The sequence below is a fragment of the Chthoniobacterales bacterium genome (assembly GCA_018883245.1).
Classification (GTDB): Bacteria; Verrucomicrobiota; Verrucomicrobiia; order Chthoniobacterales; family JACTMZ01; genus JACTMZ01.
Genome location: VEQL01000031.1, coordinates 1 through 16,490 on the forward strand (window position 1 = coordinate 1; position 16,490 = coordinate 16,490).

Genomic DNA, 16,490 nt, shown 5'->3' on the forward strand with positions numbered 1-16,490 from the left:
TTTTGATTCGTTCATGATCGTTCTGGAAGGTCTCTATAGCCAAGCCGAATACGTCTTTCGGTGGCAAGTCATCATACCACACTTTCTCCAACAATCCCCCCTTGTGCCCGATCAACCCGAGGCATTGATTCGTTCGCTCCCGCTCATCGCACCCTTCGGGTTGGCTTCGCCAATCCGCCGAGCGGCTCCATCGCCGCCTGGCTCCCCGCGCCGCAGCTCAAAGCTCACATCATTCACCGCCCAGAATTCCCCCGGGCGCAGCCCCTCTCCTCTCTCTCCGCCCCGTAAACTCTCCGAGTTGGAAGGCACTTCGCCCTCTGACCCCTGACACTTGAACTCTGCCCCCCCTCCCTCCTCTGATGACACATGCACATTCTGCAGAATGTCCAATGGTTTGCCTTCCCCTTCTAACCCCTGTCTGCTGGCCTCTGACCTCCGACTTCCGACTTCCGTTCTCCCACCTCCCCGCTTGGCCAGCGGATTCAACTCGCCAGCAATATCGCAGACCCCATACCACAGTGACTTCTTCAGCGAGCGGCAGAACTTTTTGCTAACTCCCTCGACTCGGACGAGGACCTCGTTGTCTGAGCTATTGTTCCTTTCCGAGTTCATGTCGTTACTTTTTCGCTTTGGGGCTGTCTTGCTTACGCACGGCTCTTTTTACCTATTACCCGCCAAAGCCGGTGTCGCCGGCCCAGGGAGTGCGGAGCCGGGAGCAACCGGTAACTCCGACACCCGCCACCCGTTACAGCCGGTTCCGCCGGCCCAGACCACTGCTCAGGCGGCGGACTCTGCGGCGCCCACGGACTCGAATAGAACGCGCACCGGCTCGGCCGCAGCACCGGGATAATTGAGCCTCTCGAAGCCGATCACGTGGCCGGCTTTGTCTTTCATCAAGACAACCTCATCACCCGTTTCCTCGCACACATATTCATCTTGGGGCGCGCCGAACCAAACCGTCAGCGTGCGCCCGGTCACATCGTGGTAAACGTTCAAATCGGCCATATTTGTTCTCCTTCTTTGATAGCGTCCGTCGGGTATGCGGTGATCAGAAAGCCTTCGGAGTCTGTCCTTCGGCTGACTGCACACACCCATCGCCCTGGGCGCTGAATTTTGTAGAAAAGATACACCTGATCGTCGGTTTTGCTAAGCCGTATTTCATCGGGTGACTCGAGCGCGGCACGAACTTCATCGAGATGGCCCCGCATAACCGGGTGCTTCAGAGTGGAAATAATGTCCCAGTAAGCCCGCGTTACGCGAACCGAAAACCCGAGTGGCGTCTCCGCCACAAAGAGCAGATCTTGGTCTCTGCTCATAAGCTCACCGAGGAGGCAGCCAGCACCACACGAACCTCATTCCTCAAGGGGTCATTGCTGCTGTTGCCCTCGGCTTCGCCTCACGCTGTCTACGACCGCCCCTGCGGTCTCCGGCTGTCCTTCGGGAAGTCACGCTCGAGCTCCAGCGGAGCTGTCTCGCCAGCCCGATACTCTTCCAAGGCCTCGCGAGCCATCAGACCGAGAACATCTTGGGACGACTTGAAAAGTTGATCCCATCGCTGCTCGGCTTCCAACTCGGAGAGAATAACCGAGGCCACCGCATCCTGCTCCGTATCAGGCAGGGCTGAAACCGTGTTAACCGCTTTCTCCAGAAGCTGCGTCATTTTTAAAAATCTACGCCCGCCGCACGCTTTTGCAAGTCGTGATCTGCACCAGCGTGTCCAGCCGCAGCGCTTTCACATCGCCGGTGGATAGCGGATGGCTGATTGCGGAGGACGGATGGTCAGACATATCCCTTTGGTTTGATGGCGAATCGCGGACGGCTATCCGCTATTCGCTATACGCCCTCCGCCATTTTAGTCCGCTATTTTGCATCCGCTATCCGCTATGTTTCATTAGCCATTCGCTATTCGCTATCAGCTATTTATTTCGCAGGAACTTCGCAAAACCACCAAGCTGCTTTGAGATGCTGGCGCACTGCGCGCTGCGCTGGTCAGCGATGCTCTTGCTCATGAAGCCTAATTTCTCAGCAAGGCGATACATGCTGCGCACCTCGCCGCATGACCCTTTGGCAATATCAAGAAACCGTGAAAACTCAGTTGAGGTTGTGCGCTCCGAACCCTCTGCCACGTTGTTCGAGATTGATACGACAGCCCGTTTGATCTGATCACAGAACGAGTAGTCCTTCACCTTGGAGAAATCCATGTAAACCTGCACGGCTAGCTCCTGCGCATCCCGCCACACTTCCATCGCCTCAAAATCTTTGTACGCACTCATCGCGTTGCTCTGCAGCGTGATTGCGGATTGCGTAGAACAAAGGACGGATAGTCGCGATCACCCTCCGCTATCCGCTCTCCGCCATCTTCTATCCGCTATTAGTCGCGTTCGCTTCGCTCCGACGTCTCCGCAACACGGGCCGAACTGCGCTCTTCGTCGAGATAAATGCCCCCCGAGGGATGAACCCCACCGACGATTCGCTCGTCCCAAGCCCGGGCCTCTTCGGGCGTCAACTCCCGACCGCCTATGGCCAGAATCCAGGCATCAATCTCTTCGATGCTGGCGCAGGCCGCAGGACGCGGAACCAGCCCTATTTCAGTGCGAGAAGTAGTCACTTTTGATTCGTTCATGATCGTTCTGGAAGGTCTCTATAGCCAAGCCGAATACGTCTTTCGGTGGCAAGTCATCATACCACACTTTCTCCAACAATCCCCCCTTGTGCCCGATCAACCCGAGGCATTGATTCGTTCGCTCCCGCTCATCGCACCCTTCGGGCTGCCTTCGGCAGTCGTCCGAGCGGCTCCATCGCCACCTGGCTCCCCGCGCCGCAGCTCAAACGAAACATCATTCACCGCCCAGAATTCACCATCGCGAAGCGGCGGGGAAAGTTGCAGGTTGTCGGCTCCGCCGTTGTTGCGAGTTCTTGGTTGCGGTATGGAAATCTTCAACTTGCAACCTTCAGTGTCCAACTCGCACCATGCAACAGCCGGCTCCGTCGGCCGGACCGCACCATGCAATCTACGGCTTGAGCAAATGTAGATCCAACTCGGAGATCATCTCGAAGTGACGGTCGGTAGTCGCCAAGGGCAATCGTTCTTCAATGGCATGAGCCGCAATCCAATAGTCCGGGTCGGGTAAAGTCACGCCCCGCTCCTTAAGCTCCACACGTAGTCTGGCGTAGATCGAAGAGGTCTGGATTCCAGGCTGCAAAATCTCGAATGATTCAAGAAATTCGCGGGCCGTCATGGCAGCCGTGGCCGAAACTTTGGCGAGCGCTTGCCCGTAAAGAAACTCCGCTGCGACATGTGAGCAAATAACCGGCGGAAAATACCGGACAGCGAGCGTCTCTATTCTTTTGGAACGCCGCCGCAAGAGTTCCAGAGCACCCGTGTCAACGAGGATCGCCACGCGATGAAGACTCCTCCCTGATCGCCTGCAAGTTTTTCAACAGAAAGTCACCTGCGCGGTCATTGTCGGGATGCGAGGCGCGCCGCCAAAATAGGGGCTTCGTGGAGGATGCACCAAGAGATACGGGGGTTCGGCGCCCACGCGGCTTCGGTTCAGATTTTTCAACGGCGATCATTATTCGAACTTAGTTCAGGCAGATGGAATATTCAACAGGCCAGCATCAGCGTGCAGCGCGAACTTCCTGCCAGATTTCCGAAACGGATTGATTCGAGAAATCGCCCGCCCGCGCTTGGGCCAACCGCCTGCGAAGAAAGGCCTCCAAATCAGCGTCAGCCGTTTCCTCGCGGCTGAACTGAGAGAGAAAATCAGCAACCTGTCTTTTCTCGCCAGCCGAGAGCGAAGCAATCTCTCTTTTGATCTCCTCGACGCTCATAGCCTTCAGTTAACCGCGACGGTGCATGCTGTCCACTTGTAATTCGGCACCGGTGAGTCGATGAGTTCCCCGATCTCGGCGAAGTCGATGATCTCCTCGATCTTCCCGTCGATTTGGTTCGCGTTTTGCCCGAAACGCGAAGCCCTGCGGGCCTGCCTGCGGCAGCCTATCTCCGCTGCGCTCCGGTTCCTTTTTCGAAAGCCCCAGCACCGAACCATTGATGTAGATATTTTGACTCGCCAGCCCCGCTGGCTCGCCCTTGCGGGCCGGCCTACGGCCAGTCTGTCTCCGGGCTCCGCCCTCCGGTATCAGTTGGTCGCCGCGGCGACCTATCTCGCCAAGCCTCGGTTCCCGTCCCGTCAGGATCGGATTGAACCCCGACCCCAGCGCAATCAGCGCCCCCACCCGTCCGCGCATCGTGATCTTCCCGGAGTCCGGCTTGATCAACCCATTGAGCATTTTAAGCAGCGTTGTGTTGACTTGTTCGCTCCCGCTCATCGCACCCTTCGGGCTGCGTTCGGCAGTCGTCCGAGCGGCTCCATCGCCGCCTGGCTCCCCGCGCCGCAGCTCAAAACTCACATCATTCACTGCCCAGAATCCACCATCGCGAAGCGGCGGTGAAGTAGATGGAAGTTGGGATATGGAAGATGGGGCCTGATCTACCATCTCCAAACTCCGATGTCCCGCAGGCCCTGCCTGCCCCCGATCTCCCATCTGCGATCTTCTATCTCCCGCGATATCGCGCTTGGGACATGATTGTTTAACTGCGATCTTCTGTTTCTTATCTACCGCCAGCCATGCTGGCTCACCGTAGTTTTTCCAGGGGAACAACGATTAAATCGAACGGAATAGGCACTCCCGACACCTTAACAAAGTTTGCGGGGCGAGCATCGAACAGCGCGAAACCAACTCCCTGATTTTGCCAAGCGAAGCGATGGTCGGTAAGTGGCTCATAACCGGCGCTTCGCATGAATTCCTCGACATCCTTCTCGGACGGCAAATCACCCAGCAGTGCGTCTTGCTCGACGAGTAAAGCCAGACCACCACTATTATTCTCCAGAACGCCACTCACCCGCGTGATCGGCGGAAACAGAGTGTTATGGTTTGCCCAGCGAGCCAAATATTCGAGCGGCGTGGCCGGAACGAGGCCCTCCTAGATGCTCCTGACTGTCCGGCCGAAAGAGCCGCCGTAGGTGAACTTTCGGACAACCCTCTCATCCTCGTCCTTCCAGACGTAATGCTCCAAGCCGCCGAGCCTGGCTCGACTCAGGTCGAAGCTACTGTCCGATCTTCGACCGGTTTTTTCGGCCCAGCGGACGAGGGCTCCAAGTTTAGAGACAATACCCTCGCGCTCTCCTCTTGCTGCCAGAATCGCTTGGAACTCATCAGCGGGCTGGCGGTTGATCAGAGTTATCAGCTCGTCGCGATCGGTTATCATGGCACCACCAGCGAGCGGCAGTCCTCGAGAGTGTTCAGATGCCTGTCTTCGGCATCGATCATCGCACCATGAAAAAACGCGCAAGCAGCAATGATGAGGTCGGAGGCGGGAACTGGCGTTCCGCGCTGACAGCAAATTTGCGCGAGTCTGTAGGAAAGTTCCCAAGTCAAAGGCTCCATCGGCAAACACGGCAGGACATCCTGCAACTCCTGCACATCTTGCCGGTCTTTCACCGAGCCGGCACCCATCCAGAGTTCGGCCAAAACCACGGGACAAGTAACGACAGATCCGTCCTTGAGAAGGTCACGCACGCGTTGTTTGACGGTGGCATTACCGCCGCGACGCAGAAACTGGATCCAACTGGAGGTGTCGATCAGTGTCACTCGGGCATTTCACGAACACGCAACGATTCCAATTGCGCGGCGGTCATGAAAGTCGATGAGTCACCCAAGCGGTCAGCCAAAGACCGCATGCGCCCTCGGCGGGCGAAATCTCCCAATGCAGCCAACACGGCAGCACGCTTGGTTTTCGCTCCGGAGACCCGCATGGCGTCTTCCAGCAGGTCACTAGGAATATCCAAGGTCGTTTTCATATGTATACAGTAATGCCATTATATGGATACTTCAAGCGATTGTTACGTATTTGAAGGGCTTGCCGCTTTAGCATCTCGTCTTCTCTCTTGCGTCGAGAGCGGTGGGTCGAGAGACGACAGATGGAGGACGAAGCCCTCGATTGCCTCAGGGCCAGGCTCTGCTGCCTACACGGTATCTACGAACGTCTTTTCAACTTTGTTGAAAATGACGATGCCACTGAGCAGGAGGAGCACCGTCATCACAACGGAGACCGCGATATAGATGGGTTCCACCACGCCCTGGCCGAGGAAGACGCGCTTGATGGCCTCGACGGGCAAAGTCATCGGATTGATCACCGCCACCCAGCGCCAGTCCTCGGGAATGCGCGAGAGCGGATAAATCACCGGCGTGGCATACATCCAGATCTGGACAAGGAATCCGGTGAGGAACGTGAAGTCGCGGTATTTGGCGGTCAGCGCGCTGAGCCAAAGCCCGACACCCAAACTGAGCAGGGCGATCTGCAGCATGACGAGGGGAAACCAGAGCAAATCCCAACCGAGATGCAACGCGGCACCGGTCGCGGTGAAGATTTTGAAGTAGGCCCAGAAGACGAGGAACGTCGCCAACTGGATACCGAAGGCGATGAAGCCGGAGATGACATTCGAAAGAGGAACCACCAGCCGGGGGAAGTAAACCTTGCCGAACATTCCGGCATTCGTCGTGAGAGTTCCCGACGTGGCTTGGAATGTCGTGGCGAAGTAATTCCAGCCGAGCAAACCACAGAGGTAAAAGAGCATCGGCGGCATGCCATCGGTGGGAATTTGCGCGACCTTGCCGAAGATAATCGTGAACACCACCGTCATGAGCAGCGGTTGGATGATGAACCACAGCGGACCAAGCACCGTCTGCTTGTATTTGGAGACAAAGTCGCGATGGACAAGAAGCGTGAGGAGATCGCGATAGCGCCACACATCGGCAAGGTTGAGCTTGAACCAGCCCTTCGTCGGTTTGATGACGATTTCGTAATCAGCAGGAACGTTCAGCATGGGATGTTGTGACTTTATATGAGCGTGGTTGCTTCATCCGGAAACGACAGGGCTGTGCTGCCACGAGGATTGGGTCGCCAACTCCGCGCGAAGCTTCAGAAACAGTTTCAGATTCAAAGCAAGGGTTGTAACCGCGATCACCGCCCACAACAGTTCGAGGGTGAGGCGCGCATTTTTCGGCAAATATTTCGCCGCGAGAAACGGGAAAAAATTTGGCGTGCGTAGCCGTTTGCTGTCTCCGCTCGGGAGCAGATTCCATTCCTTCCAGCGGCCGGTGGCCAGCGCCGCGGCATTCTGTGCTCGTAGCACGACCATCGATTCAGAGGCGCCAAGATGCTCGATCTGCTGCTTTTCTTCGAGGTTATACCATAAGACAGTCGATAGAAGCTGCACCGCCAAGGCCACCGCCGCGAGAACCAGCGCAAACCGACAAAACCATGGCCGGAGCCGATGCCTGCAACTCAGTGTCGCGGCTACACCGAATGCCCCCAGCAGCACCATCGGCGTGGTCACGTAACGGCACCCCCACGCAGCGGCACCATCGAACTGGTCGTGCGTCGAGCTGTAGAAAACCAAGTAGACAGCCAGAAGCAGCGCCGCTATCACACCGAAGCTGCGTGCACCCCAATTCAAGCTGCGCCACCACACCGGCACGGCGATCAAACCCAGCAATGCGAGCGGATCAAACTGCCAAATGTTGTATTTCACTGACCAAGCCAGCGCAGGGAAACCAATGCGGATATCTCCTGGCGCCACCACGTCGCTCCGCTGCGCGAAGATGATGTCATAGTAAGTGGAAGTCCACGACTCGAAACGGTAAAATTGGTAGATACGATCGACGAGGACGAATACTGAGCACACCAGACCGGCCACCATGACCCTCGGCATCCAGTAGCGCCAATCTAACCTCCAAGCTTTCTGTCCCGTGAAAAAAATCAACCCGGCTCCCAACAAAGTCACAGCTCCCACATCGAATACAAATGTAAGGCGCGTCAAAAGACCGAAGCCAGCCGCGAAGCCGGCCAAGGCCCACCATTTGTAACGCCCGGTTTTGACACCGGCGGCCACGGCCCACATCGATGTGAGCGTGCACAGCAGCAGAAGCGAGTTCTCTTGTTTTGTCTGTGTATAGGGCAGGAGACTTGTGCACCAAAAGGCTGCCAAGGAACTCAAGCCAGCAACGGCTGCGTCGAAATCCAGACGAAGCAACAACGCAAAAAGCGCCGTCAGTGCCAAAGCCGCTGTGAGCGGGAACGTCAAATAAGTCACTAGGGTTTCCTCGATTTTTTCAGCCCGGGTGCGGTCGGCAGAAACAAGCGGAGCAACGCGTGAGGCCAAAAGGTAAGCCGGGGACATCCACAGACTCTGCCCCAGTCCATACCATGCGAATTTCTCATGATTCCGCCCGTAAATACCGAACCAACCGTTCTGATCGCGCACTTGCGGTTCAGCTGTCCAAATCCAACGGGTGACTTGCAACCGATTGGCCGCATCCCACGAACTCAGCTCGCCGCTTTCCAACGCGATAGACGCCAAGAAAGCGCACCAAAACAAAGCCCATCCGATCTTGCGTGGAGTCATGGAAAAATGATTCAGGAGCGAGCTTCCTCGGCGGCCTGCAACAAAGCACTAACCGTGGCCGCAGGATAAGCCTCTGCCACGATCTGGTAGGCGAACCACCCCGGCAGGAGATGGGCCAACCTCAACTGCAGGCTCGAAAGAAAGCGCGAGAACCTCGGCAGTCCGGGAAAGGCGAAGGCGACGGGCGCAGAGGTGTATTCCACGCGCCCGATTTTGTAGCCCGCCGACAGCAACAGAGACCGGAGTGAATGGCGCGTGAAAAGAAATGCATGCGTCTCATCCAGAATACCGCGCCGCCCGTAATTGATCCGGCCCAGCATCATCATGACCCGCACCGGGAGAAAGACGGAGTTGGGCACACTGACGATCACCTTGGTAGGCTGAGTGCTGCCCATTACGCGGATCTTTTCGAGAAGCAGAAACTGCTCATTGCGGCGAATGTGCTCGATGACATCCATGAGCAAAACCACTTCCGCCTTGGGAATCTGCGCCAAATCTTCCACGCTCGCATGCACCGTCGTGATGTTCTCCTCATCCTGAAGATCAAGTTGCGTGTCAACCACCGTGACCCGGCAGCCCTTTTTTTTGAGCTCACGGGCCAAGGCACCGTTGCCGCCGCCCAAATCGACGACTTTCGAGCCCTCCGGGACCATGCGCAACGCCACTTCATGGCTGGAACCCGTCAGGCCGAGCTTGGATTCGTAAACAGGCTTTTGCTGCAGGTCGAACTTGCGGCTATAAAAAATCTCCATCTGTGTGCAGCGGTCGGCAAGACCCGATTTGAAGCAATTCCAGCAATACTGCACGCCATTGACGCGGCAAATCTCGGTGCTGTAACGGGTGGGGATAGGTATCTCAAGAAAGCGTGCACCCGCGCGGTGACACTGGATGATGATGTCGGCATCGAAATGAAATCCGTTGGAATTGTATCGAAAGGGAATCTTCGCCAGCAGCGGAACACGGTAGGCGCGGAATCCCGTGTGGCACTCGGAAAACTTCGCGCCGAGCAGAAAATTTTGCACCGCCGTCGTGACCTGGTTGCCGATCCACTTGTAAAGAGGCATGCCCCCCCGCAATGCGCTTTTTTTATCGAGCATGCGCGAGCCAAACACCACATCAGCTCGTCCCTCGACAATCGGACGTGTCATTTCCGGAATGAATTCGGGGGGGTATTGGCAGTCACCATGCAGAAGCACGACGGCCTCATATCCCTCTCGTATCGCATACTCGTAGCCGAGCTTCTGGTTTCCACCGTATCCAAGGTTGCTCGGATTTCTGAGAACCGTTGTCTTCGTCGATAGGCCCGATGCCAGGCGCTTTGCTACTTCCGCAGTTTTGTCGCCAGATGCGTCATCGATCACGAGTATATCGTGGGTGGCCTCCAAGCCGCTTTGGCGGATCCTCTCGAAAAGTTCGGGGATGTGCGCTTCAGCTTCGTAGGCCACGACGAAGATTAGTTGCTTTTGCTTCATAAACTGGATTCTTCGAAACTCATACCAAGTGCATCCTTGTCCGACACGACAGGTTGGATGCCGTCAAGGGGCCAGTTGATCGAAAGGGTGGGGTCATCCCAGCGGATGCATTTCTCGTGTTTGGGCGAATAAAAGTTCGTTGTCTTGTAGGCGGCATCGGCAGAAAGCATCGGTTAGAAGAGCGCCGATGCCATAACGGAGAGCGCGGCATTCCTGACAGAAGCTAAGCCCACGATAGCCGTCGCTTTGCAAATTTTTGCGATGCCTTCACTCACGAGATCGAAGACCGCGGTCATCTCGCCGAAGACGACGGCTATCCCGAGAGATTGCCGTGGTGTTGATCGCGGGGACTGCTGTGTTGTCACGGGCTCATCCTGGTGTCGCATTTCACGATTGTTGTGATGTTCCGGGATCAGTGCAGCCCTGAAAACGAGGACGCCGGTCTTCTGCGATGATCTCCGCTGTAATAAGTTTTATGACAGTTTTCATCTGTTGCCATGGCAGCGGTGATGTCGTGTCATAACCGCGTCGATGAAAAAGCAAGCCGCCCTGCTGATTACGAAGACCTCCGTGAAGTGCCGGGATCACACAAGTGCCCTCTGCGATGAGCGCTGAATTGCAGGAAGAAGAGGCCTCTCAACATTGAAGATGACTCCTGTGATTTGCCGTGATCAGTGCGGGGCTGGATTTGATCACCGCTGGTATATCCGAGATCAGTGCGGTGATGTCCCGCAATCGCATCTTACACATCATCGGCTGGATAGGGATTTCGATTTCGTTTAGACGAGAAAGCAGCCAAAAGCATTTATTTGTTATACTGCAAGGCGCTGATAATCAGTTGCTTACAGATTATTTGAGGAAATTGCATTTCTGGGTATTGACACTTGCGAAGGAATGCGCTTTATTGCTCGCATGTTTGCGAACAAAAAGATAAACACATATGGAGGTGCTTTCTCACAGGCAACACTCCATATCGTATTTTTTGGGGACACATCTGTTCGCTCGTTCGCGAGCGTTCTTATTTTTGAATGGCTGCTGGCTGGGACAGCGCCAGCCATTCTCTCCACCCCCGCACTCTGCCCCGATATCCCACACACCCTAAAAGGAGACACACAACGCATGAACAAACCAACACTCGGCGAATTCATCCGGGAGCGGCGCACCGCCCTCGGATTGAGCCAGCGCAGGCTGGCCCAGCGGATCGGCCTGAAAGCGCCGTCGCATCTCTGCGACGTCGAAAATGGCTTCCGGCAAATCGGCGAGGAATTCCTGCCCAAGCTGGCCGAGGCCCTCGAGGTCTCGCTGGTCGATTTGCAGGACCACGACCCCCGCGCCCCTTTCACCAAGGCGCAGGAGTTGATCGAAAAAGATCCCAGATTCATCGTCGCCCTGCACCGCGTGGTGCGGGAGGCGAAAAACCGGAACTGGTCTCCGGACGACATCATCAGGCGCATCGAGCAAAACATTCCGGCTGCGGACAAAGCGGCGCCTGAAAACCAACCTCCGCCGGCCGGACACGTTTAAAACCATGAAGGAAGTCTATTACAGGGACAGCATACTGCCGCTGCGATACCACTTGTCGCGGCGGGAAATCGAAACCATCGCCACTACCGAGTTGCGGAAGGCCAAGTGCCTTCCCGACTCGCCAAGGGAAATCCCGCTCGAGGAGTTCCTCATGGCGCGGCACAACGGACTCACCCCGCAACCCGCACCGCTTGGCCGGGACATCATGGGCTTGGCCGACCTGCAAGATCCCGCCAACCCGGCGATCTTCATCTCGACGTCCGTGATGGACGGGCCCGAGCACCGCTACCGGAGCACGTTGGCCCACGAAATCGGGCATCTCCTGCTGCATTCGCATCTCTATCTGGAGCCGGAATTCACCGCATCGCTGAAACGTTGGCGCAGCGGCGACGCAGACAACCATACGATCACGTGCTTCCACCGGGACATCCAAGATTCCCCAAGCGGAAGCTACAACCCGAGTAACCCTTTTGCGCATATCGAGCTCCAAGCCAATGCCTGCATGGCAGTGCTGCTTACACCGCTGTCGCTGGTGAAAAAGAGCGTGGCAAGTTGGACCTCGAGCCGGCCGCTGCGCGGGGGTGGATGCGAAACCGTTTTCGACGAAACCCGCCGACGCGAGGCGGTGTCGTGCATTTCGACCACTTTCAACGTCAGCCCGACGCTGGCTTCGTTCCGCCTCCAGGAAATTTATCCGTCGAACTGATGAGGACCGCATTTTTCCAGACTTTCCCTGCACCAACTGACTCGCCGCCACAAGCGTGGTCCGGAGCTGACGGGTCGTGCCAGGGACGCAACGAGGAGGTATTATGGACACATCCATAACCGGTTCGCTCACCGACAACGAGCGCGACAGCCTTTTGCAGGCTGTTGCCACACTCGAGTCATCGCTGCCGTTTGGCACGATCGATTTGAGTCCTCAAGAGGTCAATCGCATTGCGAAAGCGGGGCCGGCTTCGGCTACTTTCGTGATCGATGGTCTCGAGTTGGCCAGCAGAAATCCTGACTTGGTGCCCGCCAGCATCACGACCGAGGTCTTGCAGAACAGGCTTGCCCTGATCCGCAACCTCGACGTCGTGACCAGCGTGGTCGCCAAGTTTCATGAGAAGCTGTCCGACACTGCGCTACAGGCTAAAGCAGAGGCCTACGAGGTAGCCCGCACGGTTTATGCGCTCATCAAGCGCAAGAAATCAGCGGGTCTTCGTGAGGGCCGCGATCGCTTGGCCCAAAGGTTCGCAAAGCAGGGGCGCCGCAAGCAAGGCTCCACTCCTGCCGAGCCGGCCGAGTAGCAACTACACAGCCTTCTCATAAGGAGGCGAGAAACGGCGGCGGTTGGGAGGGGCAACTCCCGGCCGTCGCCAATTTTTTGCGGCACCCCTGTAAGAACAAAGTTGGTGCGTGTTGCATAGCAGAGCAAGTCGAAACCATGCATTTTCCAGTTATCTTTTGAGTCCAGCTTCGGCACAACACCCACCCAGCCGCGGTTGCCTGAACCGAAAGGCAATCTCGGCAGCGGACGCGACCCGGCACGCCCTGCCCAACGATGCCCGGTTCCTTTTTTGGCTCACCGCTCCGCCCTCCACACTTATCAATGCACAAAGATGATCCTGCTACCGTGGCGCGCGAAACCGAACGGCAACTCCCTCAATCCGCTCAGGACCCTCCGCACGGCATCTTGTTTTTCCGGCGGGACCAGAAAGAGCAGAAATCCTCCGCCGCCAGCACCGAGAATTTTTCCACCGAGTGCTCCGGCAGCACGGGCGGCATCGTAGGCGGCATCGATCGCAGGGTTGCTGATGCCGCCGGCCAGCGACTTCTTGAGTCGCCAACTTTCGTCGAGAGCCGCACCCAATGTGTCGAGGCGATTGGACTGCAGGTCATGGAGCACGGCCTCGGCAGAGGCCACCATGCGGTCCATGGCGGCGATTTTTTCGCCCTCGCCAGTCATGTTGGCCGATTGCTCTTTCAGCAGCGCCGACGCACTGCGGGTGATGCCGGTGTAGAACATCATGAGCATGGACTGCAATTCCTCGAGGGTCTCGCGACGGCAGAGAATCTTTTGCACCTCGACGGTTTCGTCCGGATGGAAGCGTATGAAATTGAAACCACCGAAAGCGGCCGCATATTGGTCCTGCTTGCCGATAGGCTCGCCGCAGCGGTTGATCTCGATGTCACAACTTTCTTCGGCCAAACGTCCGGCCGAGGCGTGGCGCCCGGCGAAGGCGTGCAGGGCATTGAGCAACCCGACGGTGAAGGTGCTCGAACTGCCCAGACCAGTGCCCTTGGCCGGGATATCGGCCACGGACGTGATCTCGATCCCGCCTTCGATACCCAGCAAACCGAGCGCCTCGCGCACGATGGGATGCTCGACCTGCGCCGCCGTCTCGACCTCCTCGGTGCGCGAATAGCTGACCCGCAACGCGCTGTCGAACTTCCGGCTGACCGTGACATAAACGCATTTGTCGATGGCGGTGGACAGCACCGCGCCGCCCTTGCGTCGGTAATACGAGGGCAAGTCGGATCCGCCGCCGAGGAAACTGAGGCGCAGGGGTGTTTGTGAAATGATCATGGGAGCGTGGAAGCGTTGAAGGTAAAGGCGTCGAGCGACGAGGGCTTAGGGACGAGGGCTGCCGCCGCCTTCGAACTTTTACCACCAGACTGCGTCGCCATATTTGTTTTAAGAAGTTTGTCAGCTTTCGACTTCCGACTTTCGACGTTCGACTGGTGCGCTCCCGGCCAAGCCGAGACGCTGGAGTATCCCGCCGATCGCGGCGGATACGTCCCGGGCAGTGAAAGCAGGTCGGGCTTCGCACGACACCCGACCAGCCGAGGGTCCGGTCTCCACGAGCACGGATGGAATACCGGCACTGCGCGCGCATTCCAAGTCGCGCTGGCTATCTCCGATGAACCAGGAATGAACTCGGTCGATGCTGAACATTTCGCACGCCCGGTCCACGAGGCCGGGGGCGGGCTTGCGGCAGTCGCAGCGGATTTTGAGTTCGGGGCGCTCGCCTTCGAATCCTTTGTCCGGATGATGCGGACAGTAGAAGATCGCATCGACATAAGCGCCGTCCTTGGCGAGCAAGTTCTCCAAGCGGCGATGAATGGCATCAACGTCCGCGAAGTCGGCTTCACCCCGCGCAATCACGGGTTGGTTGGTAATGACGATGGCCGGGATACCCGCGCGATTGAGCGACCGGATGGACGGACCCACGCCGGCAAAAAGTTCGAGGTCGTCGGGACGGGCAAGGTGTCCTTTTTCCACATTGAGCGTGCCGTCGCGATCGAGGAAGACGGCGACACGGGGCATGCGCCCGGATTTGCGTGCGACCGTGCCGTTGCGCAGATCGCGCTCGACTTTGGCCAGGCGCTCGGGCGTGCCCATGTCTTTGATGTAGCCGTCCCCTCGGTAGGCGAAGACGGCTTTGCCTTGTTCCAGCCAACGAGGGATGGCGTCTTTGGCGATGTCGAAGGCGCCCTCGGGCCACTCGCCCGCAAGGAGATCACGACGCATGACGTAGAGGGCGGCATTGACCAAGTTGCGATAGGCGGAACCCTCGGGGTGTGGATAGGGACGCACCGCAGTGACGCGCAAGTCGCGGTCGACTTCCACCAGATCGGAGTCGTGCGGGTGGTCGTTCGGATGGGCAAAGAGAGTAAGATCGGCCTGCTTGGCTTGGTGGAAAGCCAGCATCCGGCGGAAGTCGAGATCGACAAGCGTGTCGCCGTAGAGAACAAGAAACTCCCGCTCGAGGTGCGGGAGGGCATCAACCAAGGCCCCGGCCGTGCCGCGCGGTGATGTCTCCTCGATAGAACGGATGCGAACACCAAATTTGCCGCCGTCGCCGAAATGGTCGTGAACCACATCGGCACGGTGGTGGACCAGAAGAAGGATGTCCTCGATGCCTTGACCCCGGAGAAGTTCGATCGTGCGTTGCAGCAACGGAACACCAAGGACCGGGGCCATCGGTTTGGGAATATCCATCCCGAGCGCCTGTGCAAGGCGGGTGCCTTTGCCGCCGGCCAGAATGACCGCTTGCATCACGGATTTTCGGCGGCGATCTCGCGCACGGCAAGACGCACCGCGTCGGCCGAACTCATCTGCGCACCCCAACCGAGCTTGCGCAACTTCGCCGTGGAATAACGGAATTTCGGCACATCCCCCACCCAGCCGCGATTGTCGGCGCCATAGACAATCTTCGCACCCGGAGCGGTCTGGGCGACCACTTCCTCCGCCATGGCGCGGACGCTGACGTCATCCTCGGGGCCGACGTTAAAGTAGTTCAATTTGTCCTTTGCGTGATCGGCGATGAAAAGCATGGCCTCAACCAAATTGCCGACGTGCAGGTAAGGCTTCTGCTGTGTGCCGTCGCCAAGCACTTCGAGTTGCAAAGGATTGCGGCGAAGACGGCGCACAAAGTCGAAAAGCGCACCATGCGTGGCGCGCGAGCCGATCACATTCGGAAAGCGGAAGATGTCGGCGCGCCCGAGCCAAGCTTCGGCCGCGGCACTGATGCAACCCTCCGAGGCGAGCTTCATCGCTCCGTAATTGCTGATGGGCAGCATCGGCCCGCTGTCCTCCTCGATGGGTTTGTCGCGGACACCGTAGACCGCGGAGGTGGAGGCGAAGGCCAGACGCTGGACACCGTGTTTGCGCATCCAGGCAAGGACGCGGAACGTGGTGAGGAAGGTATCCTTGAAGTCGATGCGCGGATCATCGATGCCGGCAGGAATGTCGGAGTTGGCCGCCATGTGCCAAACCCGGTCGATCTGACAACCGGCATCAAAAGAGTCGGGAAAACCCTCCGAGGCAATGTCGCGCTCGATCAACGTGAAAGAAGGATCAGCCAACGCACCCTTGAGATTTTCGCGGGTGCCGAGGCTGAGGTTGTCGATACCGACAATGCGATGACCACGCGCCAGGAGCGCATCAACCAAATGACTGCCAATGAATCCGGCAGCACCAGTGACAAGGATGTTCATGAACTGACTGGGAGCGGGGTGCAGCGAGGCGGAGTTTTTA

Annotated in this window: 23 protein-coding genes and 1 pseudogene; 3 read left to right on the forward strand and 21 right to left on the reverse strand. The window is 57.6% G+C overall.

Going from position 1 to position 16,490, the window contains the following annotated elements; all coding sequences use genetic code 11:
• Nucleotides 1-111 precede the first annotated feature (111 nt).
• The 18 genes and pseudogenes from FGM15_10360 to FGM15_10445 form a co-directional block, all read right to left on the reverse strand.
• A complete protein-coding gene (locus tag FGM15_10360; GenBank protein ID MBU3666259.1) occupies nucleotides 112-612 on the reverse strand; it encodes a hypothetical protein in 501 nt (166 codons plus the stop codon).
• 165 nt (nucleotides 613-777) lie between these two features.
• Nucleotides 778-1,005, reverse strand: coding sequence for a DUF2283 domain-containing protein (locus FGM15_10365; GenBank protein ID MBU3666260.1), 228 nt, complete (start codon nucleotides 1,003-1,005; stop codon nucleotides 778-780).
• Nucleotides 993-1,316 (reverse strand): DUF4258 domain-containing protein, encoded by a 324-nt coding sequence (locus FGM15_10370; protein ID MBU3666261.1) that lies wholly within the window; start codon nucleotides 1,314-1,316, stop codon nucleotides 993-995. The genes FGM15_10365 and FGM15_10370 overlap by 13 nt, the downstream gene beginning before the upstream one ends.
• Nucleotides 1,317-1,405: 89 nt before the next feature.
• Complete coding sequence (locus tag FGM15_10375; GenBank protein ID MBU3666262.1) at nucleotides 1,406-1,660, reverse strand: hypothetical protein; 255 nt, start codon at nucleotides 1,658-1,660, stop codon at nucleotides 1,406-1,408.
• A gap of 256 nt (nucleotides 1,661-1,916) precedes the next feature.
• Nucleotides 1,917-2,273, reverse strand: coding sequence for a four helix bundle protein (locus FGM15_10380; protein ID MBU3666263.1), 357 nt, complete (start codon nucleotides 2,271-2,273; stop codon nucleotides 1,917-1,919).
• Between the two features lie 98 nt (nucleotides 2,274-2,371).
• Entirely contained in the window at nucleotides 2,372-2,623 is a 252-nt protein-coding gene (locus tag FGM15_10385) for a hypothetical protein (GenBank protein MBU3666264.1), read from the reverse strand.
• 96 nt (nucleotides 2,624-2,719) lie between these two features.
• A complete protein-coding gene (locus FGM15_10390) occupies nucleotides 2,720-2,941 on the reverse strand; it encodes a hypothetical protein (GenBank protein ID MBU3666265.1) in 222 nt (73 codons plus the stop codon).
• A gap of 70 nt (nucleotides 2,942-3,011) precedes the next feature.
• Nucleotides 3,012-3,401 (reverse strand): type II toxin-antitoxin system VapC family toxin, encoded by a 390-nt coding sequence (locus FGM15_10395; protein MBU3666266.1) that lies wholly within the window; start codon nucleotides 3,399-3,401, stop codon nucleotides 3,012-3,014.
• 220 nt (nucleotides 3,402-3,621) lie between these two features.
• The gene (locus tag FGM15_10400) at nucleotides 3,622-3,834 is read right to left on the reverse strand and encodes a hypothetical protein (protein ID MBU3666267.1); all 213 of its coding nucleotides are present in this window, start codon (nucleotides 3,832-3,834) and stop codon (nucleotides 3,622-3,624) included.
• A 348-nt stretch (nucleotides 3,835-4,182) separates the two neighbouring features.
• Nucleotides 4,183-4,431, reverse strand: a pseudogene (locus tag FGM15_10405) (hypothetical protein).
• Nucleotides 4,432-4,639: 208 nt separating this feature from the next.
• Entirely contained in the window at nucleotides 4,640-4,906 is a 267-nt protein-coding gene (locus FGM15_10410; GenBank protein MBU3666268.1) for a hypothetical protein, read from the reverse strand.
• Nucleotides 4,907-4,987: 81 nt separating this feature from the next.
• Nucleotides 4,988-5,272, reverse strand: a complete 285-nt coding sequence (locus FGM15_10415) for a hypothetical protein (protein ID MBU3666269.1) — start codon at nucleotides 5,270-5,272, stop codon at nucleotides 4,988-4,990.
• Nucleotides 5,269-5,655 (reverse strand): PIN domain nuclease, encoded by a 387-nt coding sequence (locus FGM15_10420; protein MBU3666270.1) that lies wholly within the window; start codon nucleotides 5,653-5,655, stop codon nucleotides 5,269-5,271. Before FGM15_10420 ends, FGM15_10415 begins: the two co-directional genes overlap by 4 nt.
• Entirely contained in the window at nucleotides 5,652-5,864 is a 213-nt protein-coding gene (locus tag FGM15_10425) for a type II toxin-antitoxin system VapB family antitoxin (GenBank protein ID MBU3666271.1), read from the reverse strand. The genes FGM15_10420 and FGM15_10425 overlap by 4 nt, the downstream gene beginning before the upstream one ends.
• A 165-nt stretch (nucleotides 5,865-6,029) precedes the next feature.
• Nucleotides 6,030-6,890: an ABC transporter permease gene (locus tag FGM15_10430; GenBank protein ID MBU3666272.1), complete on the reverse strand. Its 861-nt coding sequence runs from the start codon at nucleotides 6,888-6,890 to the stop codon at nucleotides 6,030-6,032.
• A 33-nt stretch (nucleotides 6,891-6,923) separates the two neighbouring features.
• On the reverse strand, nucleotides 6,924-8,471 hold the full coding sequence (locus FGM15_10435; protein ID MBU3666273.1) for a hypothetical protein: 1,548 nt from the start codon (nucleotides 8,469-8,471) through the stop codon (nucleotides 6,924-6,926).
• A gap of 11 nt (nucleotides 8,472-8,482) precedes the next feature.
• On the reverse strand, nucleotides 8,483-9,943 hold the full coding sequence (locus FGM15_10440; protein MBU3666274.1) for a glycosyltransferase: 1,461 nt from the start codon (nucleotides 9,941-9,943) through the stop codon (nucleotides 8,483-8,485).
• Nucleotides 9,940-10,113, reverse strand: coding sequence for a dTDP-4-keto-6-deoxy-D-glucose epimerase (locus tag FGM15_10445; GenBank protein ID MBU3666275.1), 174 nt, complete (start codon nucleotides 10,111-10,113; stop codon nucleotides 9,940-9,942). Before FGM15_10445 ends, FGM15_10440 begins: the two co-directional genes overlap by 4 nt.
• A gap of 724 nt (nucleotides 10,114-10,837) precedes the next feature.
• Between FGM15_10445 and FGM15_10450 the strand changes: the two genes are divergently transcribed.
• From FGM15_10450 to FGM15_10460, 3 genes are all read left to right on the forward strand, one after another.
• Nucleotides 10,838-11,467, forward strand: coding sequence for a helix-turn-helix transcriptional regulator (locus tag FGM15_10450; GenBank protein ID MBU3666276.1), 630 nt, complete (start codon nucleotides 10,838-10,840; stop codon nucleotides 11,465-11,467).
• A gap of 4 nt (nucleotides 11,468-11,471) precedes the next feature.
• Entirely contained in the window at nucleotides 11,472-12,173 is a 702-nt protein-coding gene (locus FGM15_10455) for an ImmA/IrrE family metallo-endopeptidase (protein MBU3666277.1), read from the forward strand.
• Between the two features lie 103 nt (nucleotides 12,174-12,276).
• Entirely contained in the window at nucleotides 12,277-12,756 is a 480-nt protein-coding gene (locus FGM15_10460; GenBank protein ID MBU3666278.1) for a hypothetical protein, read from the forward strand.
• A 299-nt stretch (nucleotides 12,757-13,055) separates the two neighbouring features.
• Here FGM15_10460 and FGM15_10465 read toward each other — a convergent pair whose 3' ends face one another.
• The 3 genes from FGM15_10465 to FGM15_10475 all read right to left on the reverse strand — a co-directional run bounded on the left by FGM15_10465 (nucleotide 13,056) and on the right by FGM15_10475 (nucleotide 16,450).
• Nucleotides 13,056-14,036, reverse strand: coding sequence for a GHMP kinase (locus FGM15_10465; GenBank protein MBU3666279.1), 981 nt, complete (start codon nucleotides 14,034-14,036; stop codon nucleotides 13,056-13,058).
• 120 nt (nucleotides 14,037-14,156) lie between these two features.
• Entirely contained in the window at nucleotides 14,157-15,512 is a 1,356-nt protein-coding gene (locus FGM15_10470; GenBank protein ID MBU3666280.1) for an HAD-IIIA family hydrolase, read from the reverse strand.
• Nucleotides 15,509-16,450, reverse strand: coding sequence for an NAD-dependent epimerase/dehydratase family protein (locus FGM15_10475; GenBank protein ID MBU3666281.1), 942 nt, complete (start codon nucleotides 16,448-16,450; stop codon nucleotides 15,509-15,511). Before FGM15_10475 ends, FGM15_10470 begins: the two co-directional genes overlap by 4 nt.
• Between the last annotated feature and the right edge of the window lie 40 nt (nucleotides 16,451-16,490).

Coding starts and splice junctions, on each gene's coding strand:
- FGM15_10425 (MBU3666271.1), bottom strand. CDS start 5,864: ATGAAAACGACCTTGGATATTCCTAGTGACCTGCTGGAAGACGCCATG.
- FGM15_10460 (MBU3666278.1), top strand. CDS start 12,277: ATGGACACATCCATAACCGGTTCGCTCACCGACAACGAGCGCGACAGC.
- FGM15_10415 (MBU3666269.1), bottom strand. CDS start 5,272: ATGATAACCGATCGCGACGAGCTGATAACTCTGATCAACCGCCAGCCC.
- FGM15_10400 (MBU3666267.1), bottom strand. CDS start 3,834: ATGAGCGTCGAGGAGATCAAAAGAGAGATTGCTTCGCTCTCGGCTGGC.
- FGM15_10360 (MBU3666259.1), bottom strand. CDS start 612: ATGAACTCGGAAAGGAACAATAGCTCAGACAACGAGGTCCTCGTCCGA.
- FGM15_10445 (MBU3666275.1), bottom strand. CDS start 10,113: ATGCTTTCTGCCGATGCCGCCTACAAGACAACGAACTTTTATTCGCCC.
- FGM15_10465 (MBU3666279.1), bottom strand. CDS start 14,036: ATGATCATTTCACAAACACCCCTGCGCCTCAGTTTCCTCGGCGGCGGA.
- FGM15_10375 (MBU3666262.1), bottom strand. CDS start 1,660: ATGACGCAGCTTCTGGAGAAAGCGGTTAACACGGTTTCAGCCCTGCCT.
- FGM15_10370 (MBU3666261.1), bottom strand. CDS start 1,316: ATGAGCAGAGACCAAGATCTGCTCTTTGTGGCGGAGACGCCACTCGGG.
- FGM15_10385 (MBU3666264.1), bottom strand. CDS start 2,623: ATGAACGAATCAAAAGTGACTACTTCTCGCACTGAAATAGGGCTGGTT.
- FGM15_10475 (MBU3666281.1), bottom strand. CDS start 16,450: ATGAACATCCTTGTCACTGGTGCTGCCGGATTCATTGGCAGTCATTTG.
- FGM15_10365 (MBU3666260.1), bottom strand. CDS start 1,005: ATGGCCGATTTGAACGTTTACCACGATGTGACCGGGCGCACGCTGACG.
- FGM15_10380 (MBU3666263.1), bottom strand. CDS start 2,273: ATGAGTGCGTACAAAGATTTTGAGGCGATGGAAGTGTGGCGGGATGCG.
- FGM15_10450 (MBU3666276.1), top strand. CDS start 10,838: ATGCGCTTTATTGCTCGCATGTTTGCGAACAAAAAGATAAACACATAT.
- FGM15_10455 (MBU3666277.1), top strand. CDS start 11,472: ATGAAGGAAGTCTATTACAGGGACAGCATACTGCCGCTGCGATACCAC.
- FGM15_10430 (MBU3666272.1), bottom strand. CDS start 6,890: ATGCTGAACGTTCCTGCTGATTACGAAATCGTCATCAAACCGACGAAG.
- FGM15_10440 (MBU3666274.1), bottom strand. CDS start 9,943: ATGAAGCAAAAGCAACTAATCTTCGTCGTGGCCTACGAAGCTGAAGCG.
- FGM15_10435 (MBU3666273.1), bottom strand. CDS start 8,471: ATGACTCCACGCAAGATCGGATGGGCTTTGTTTTGGTGCGCTTTCTTG.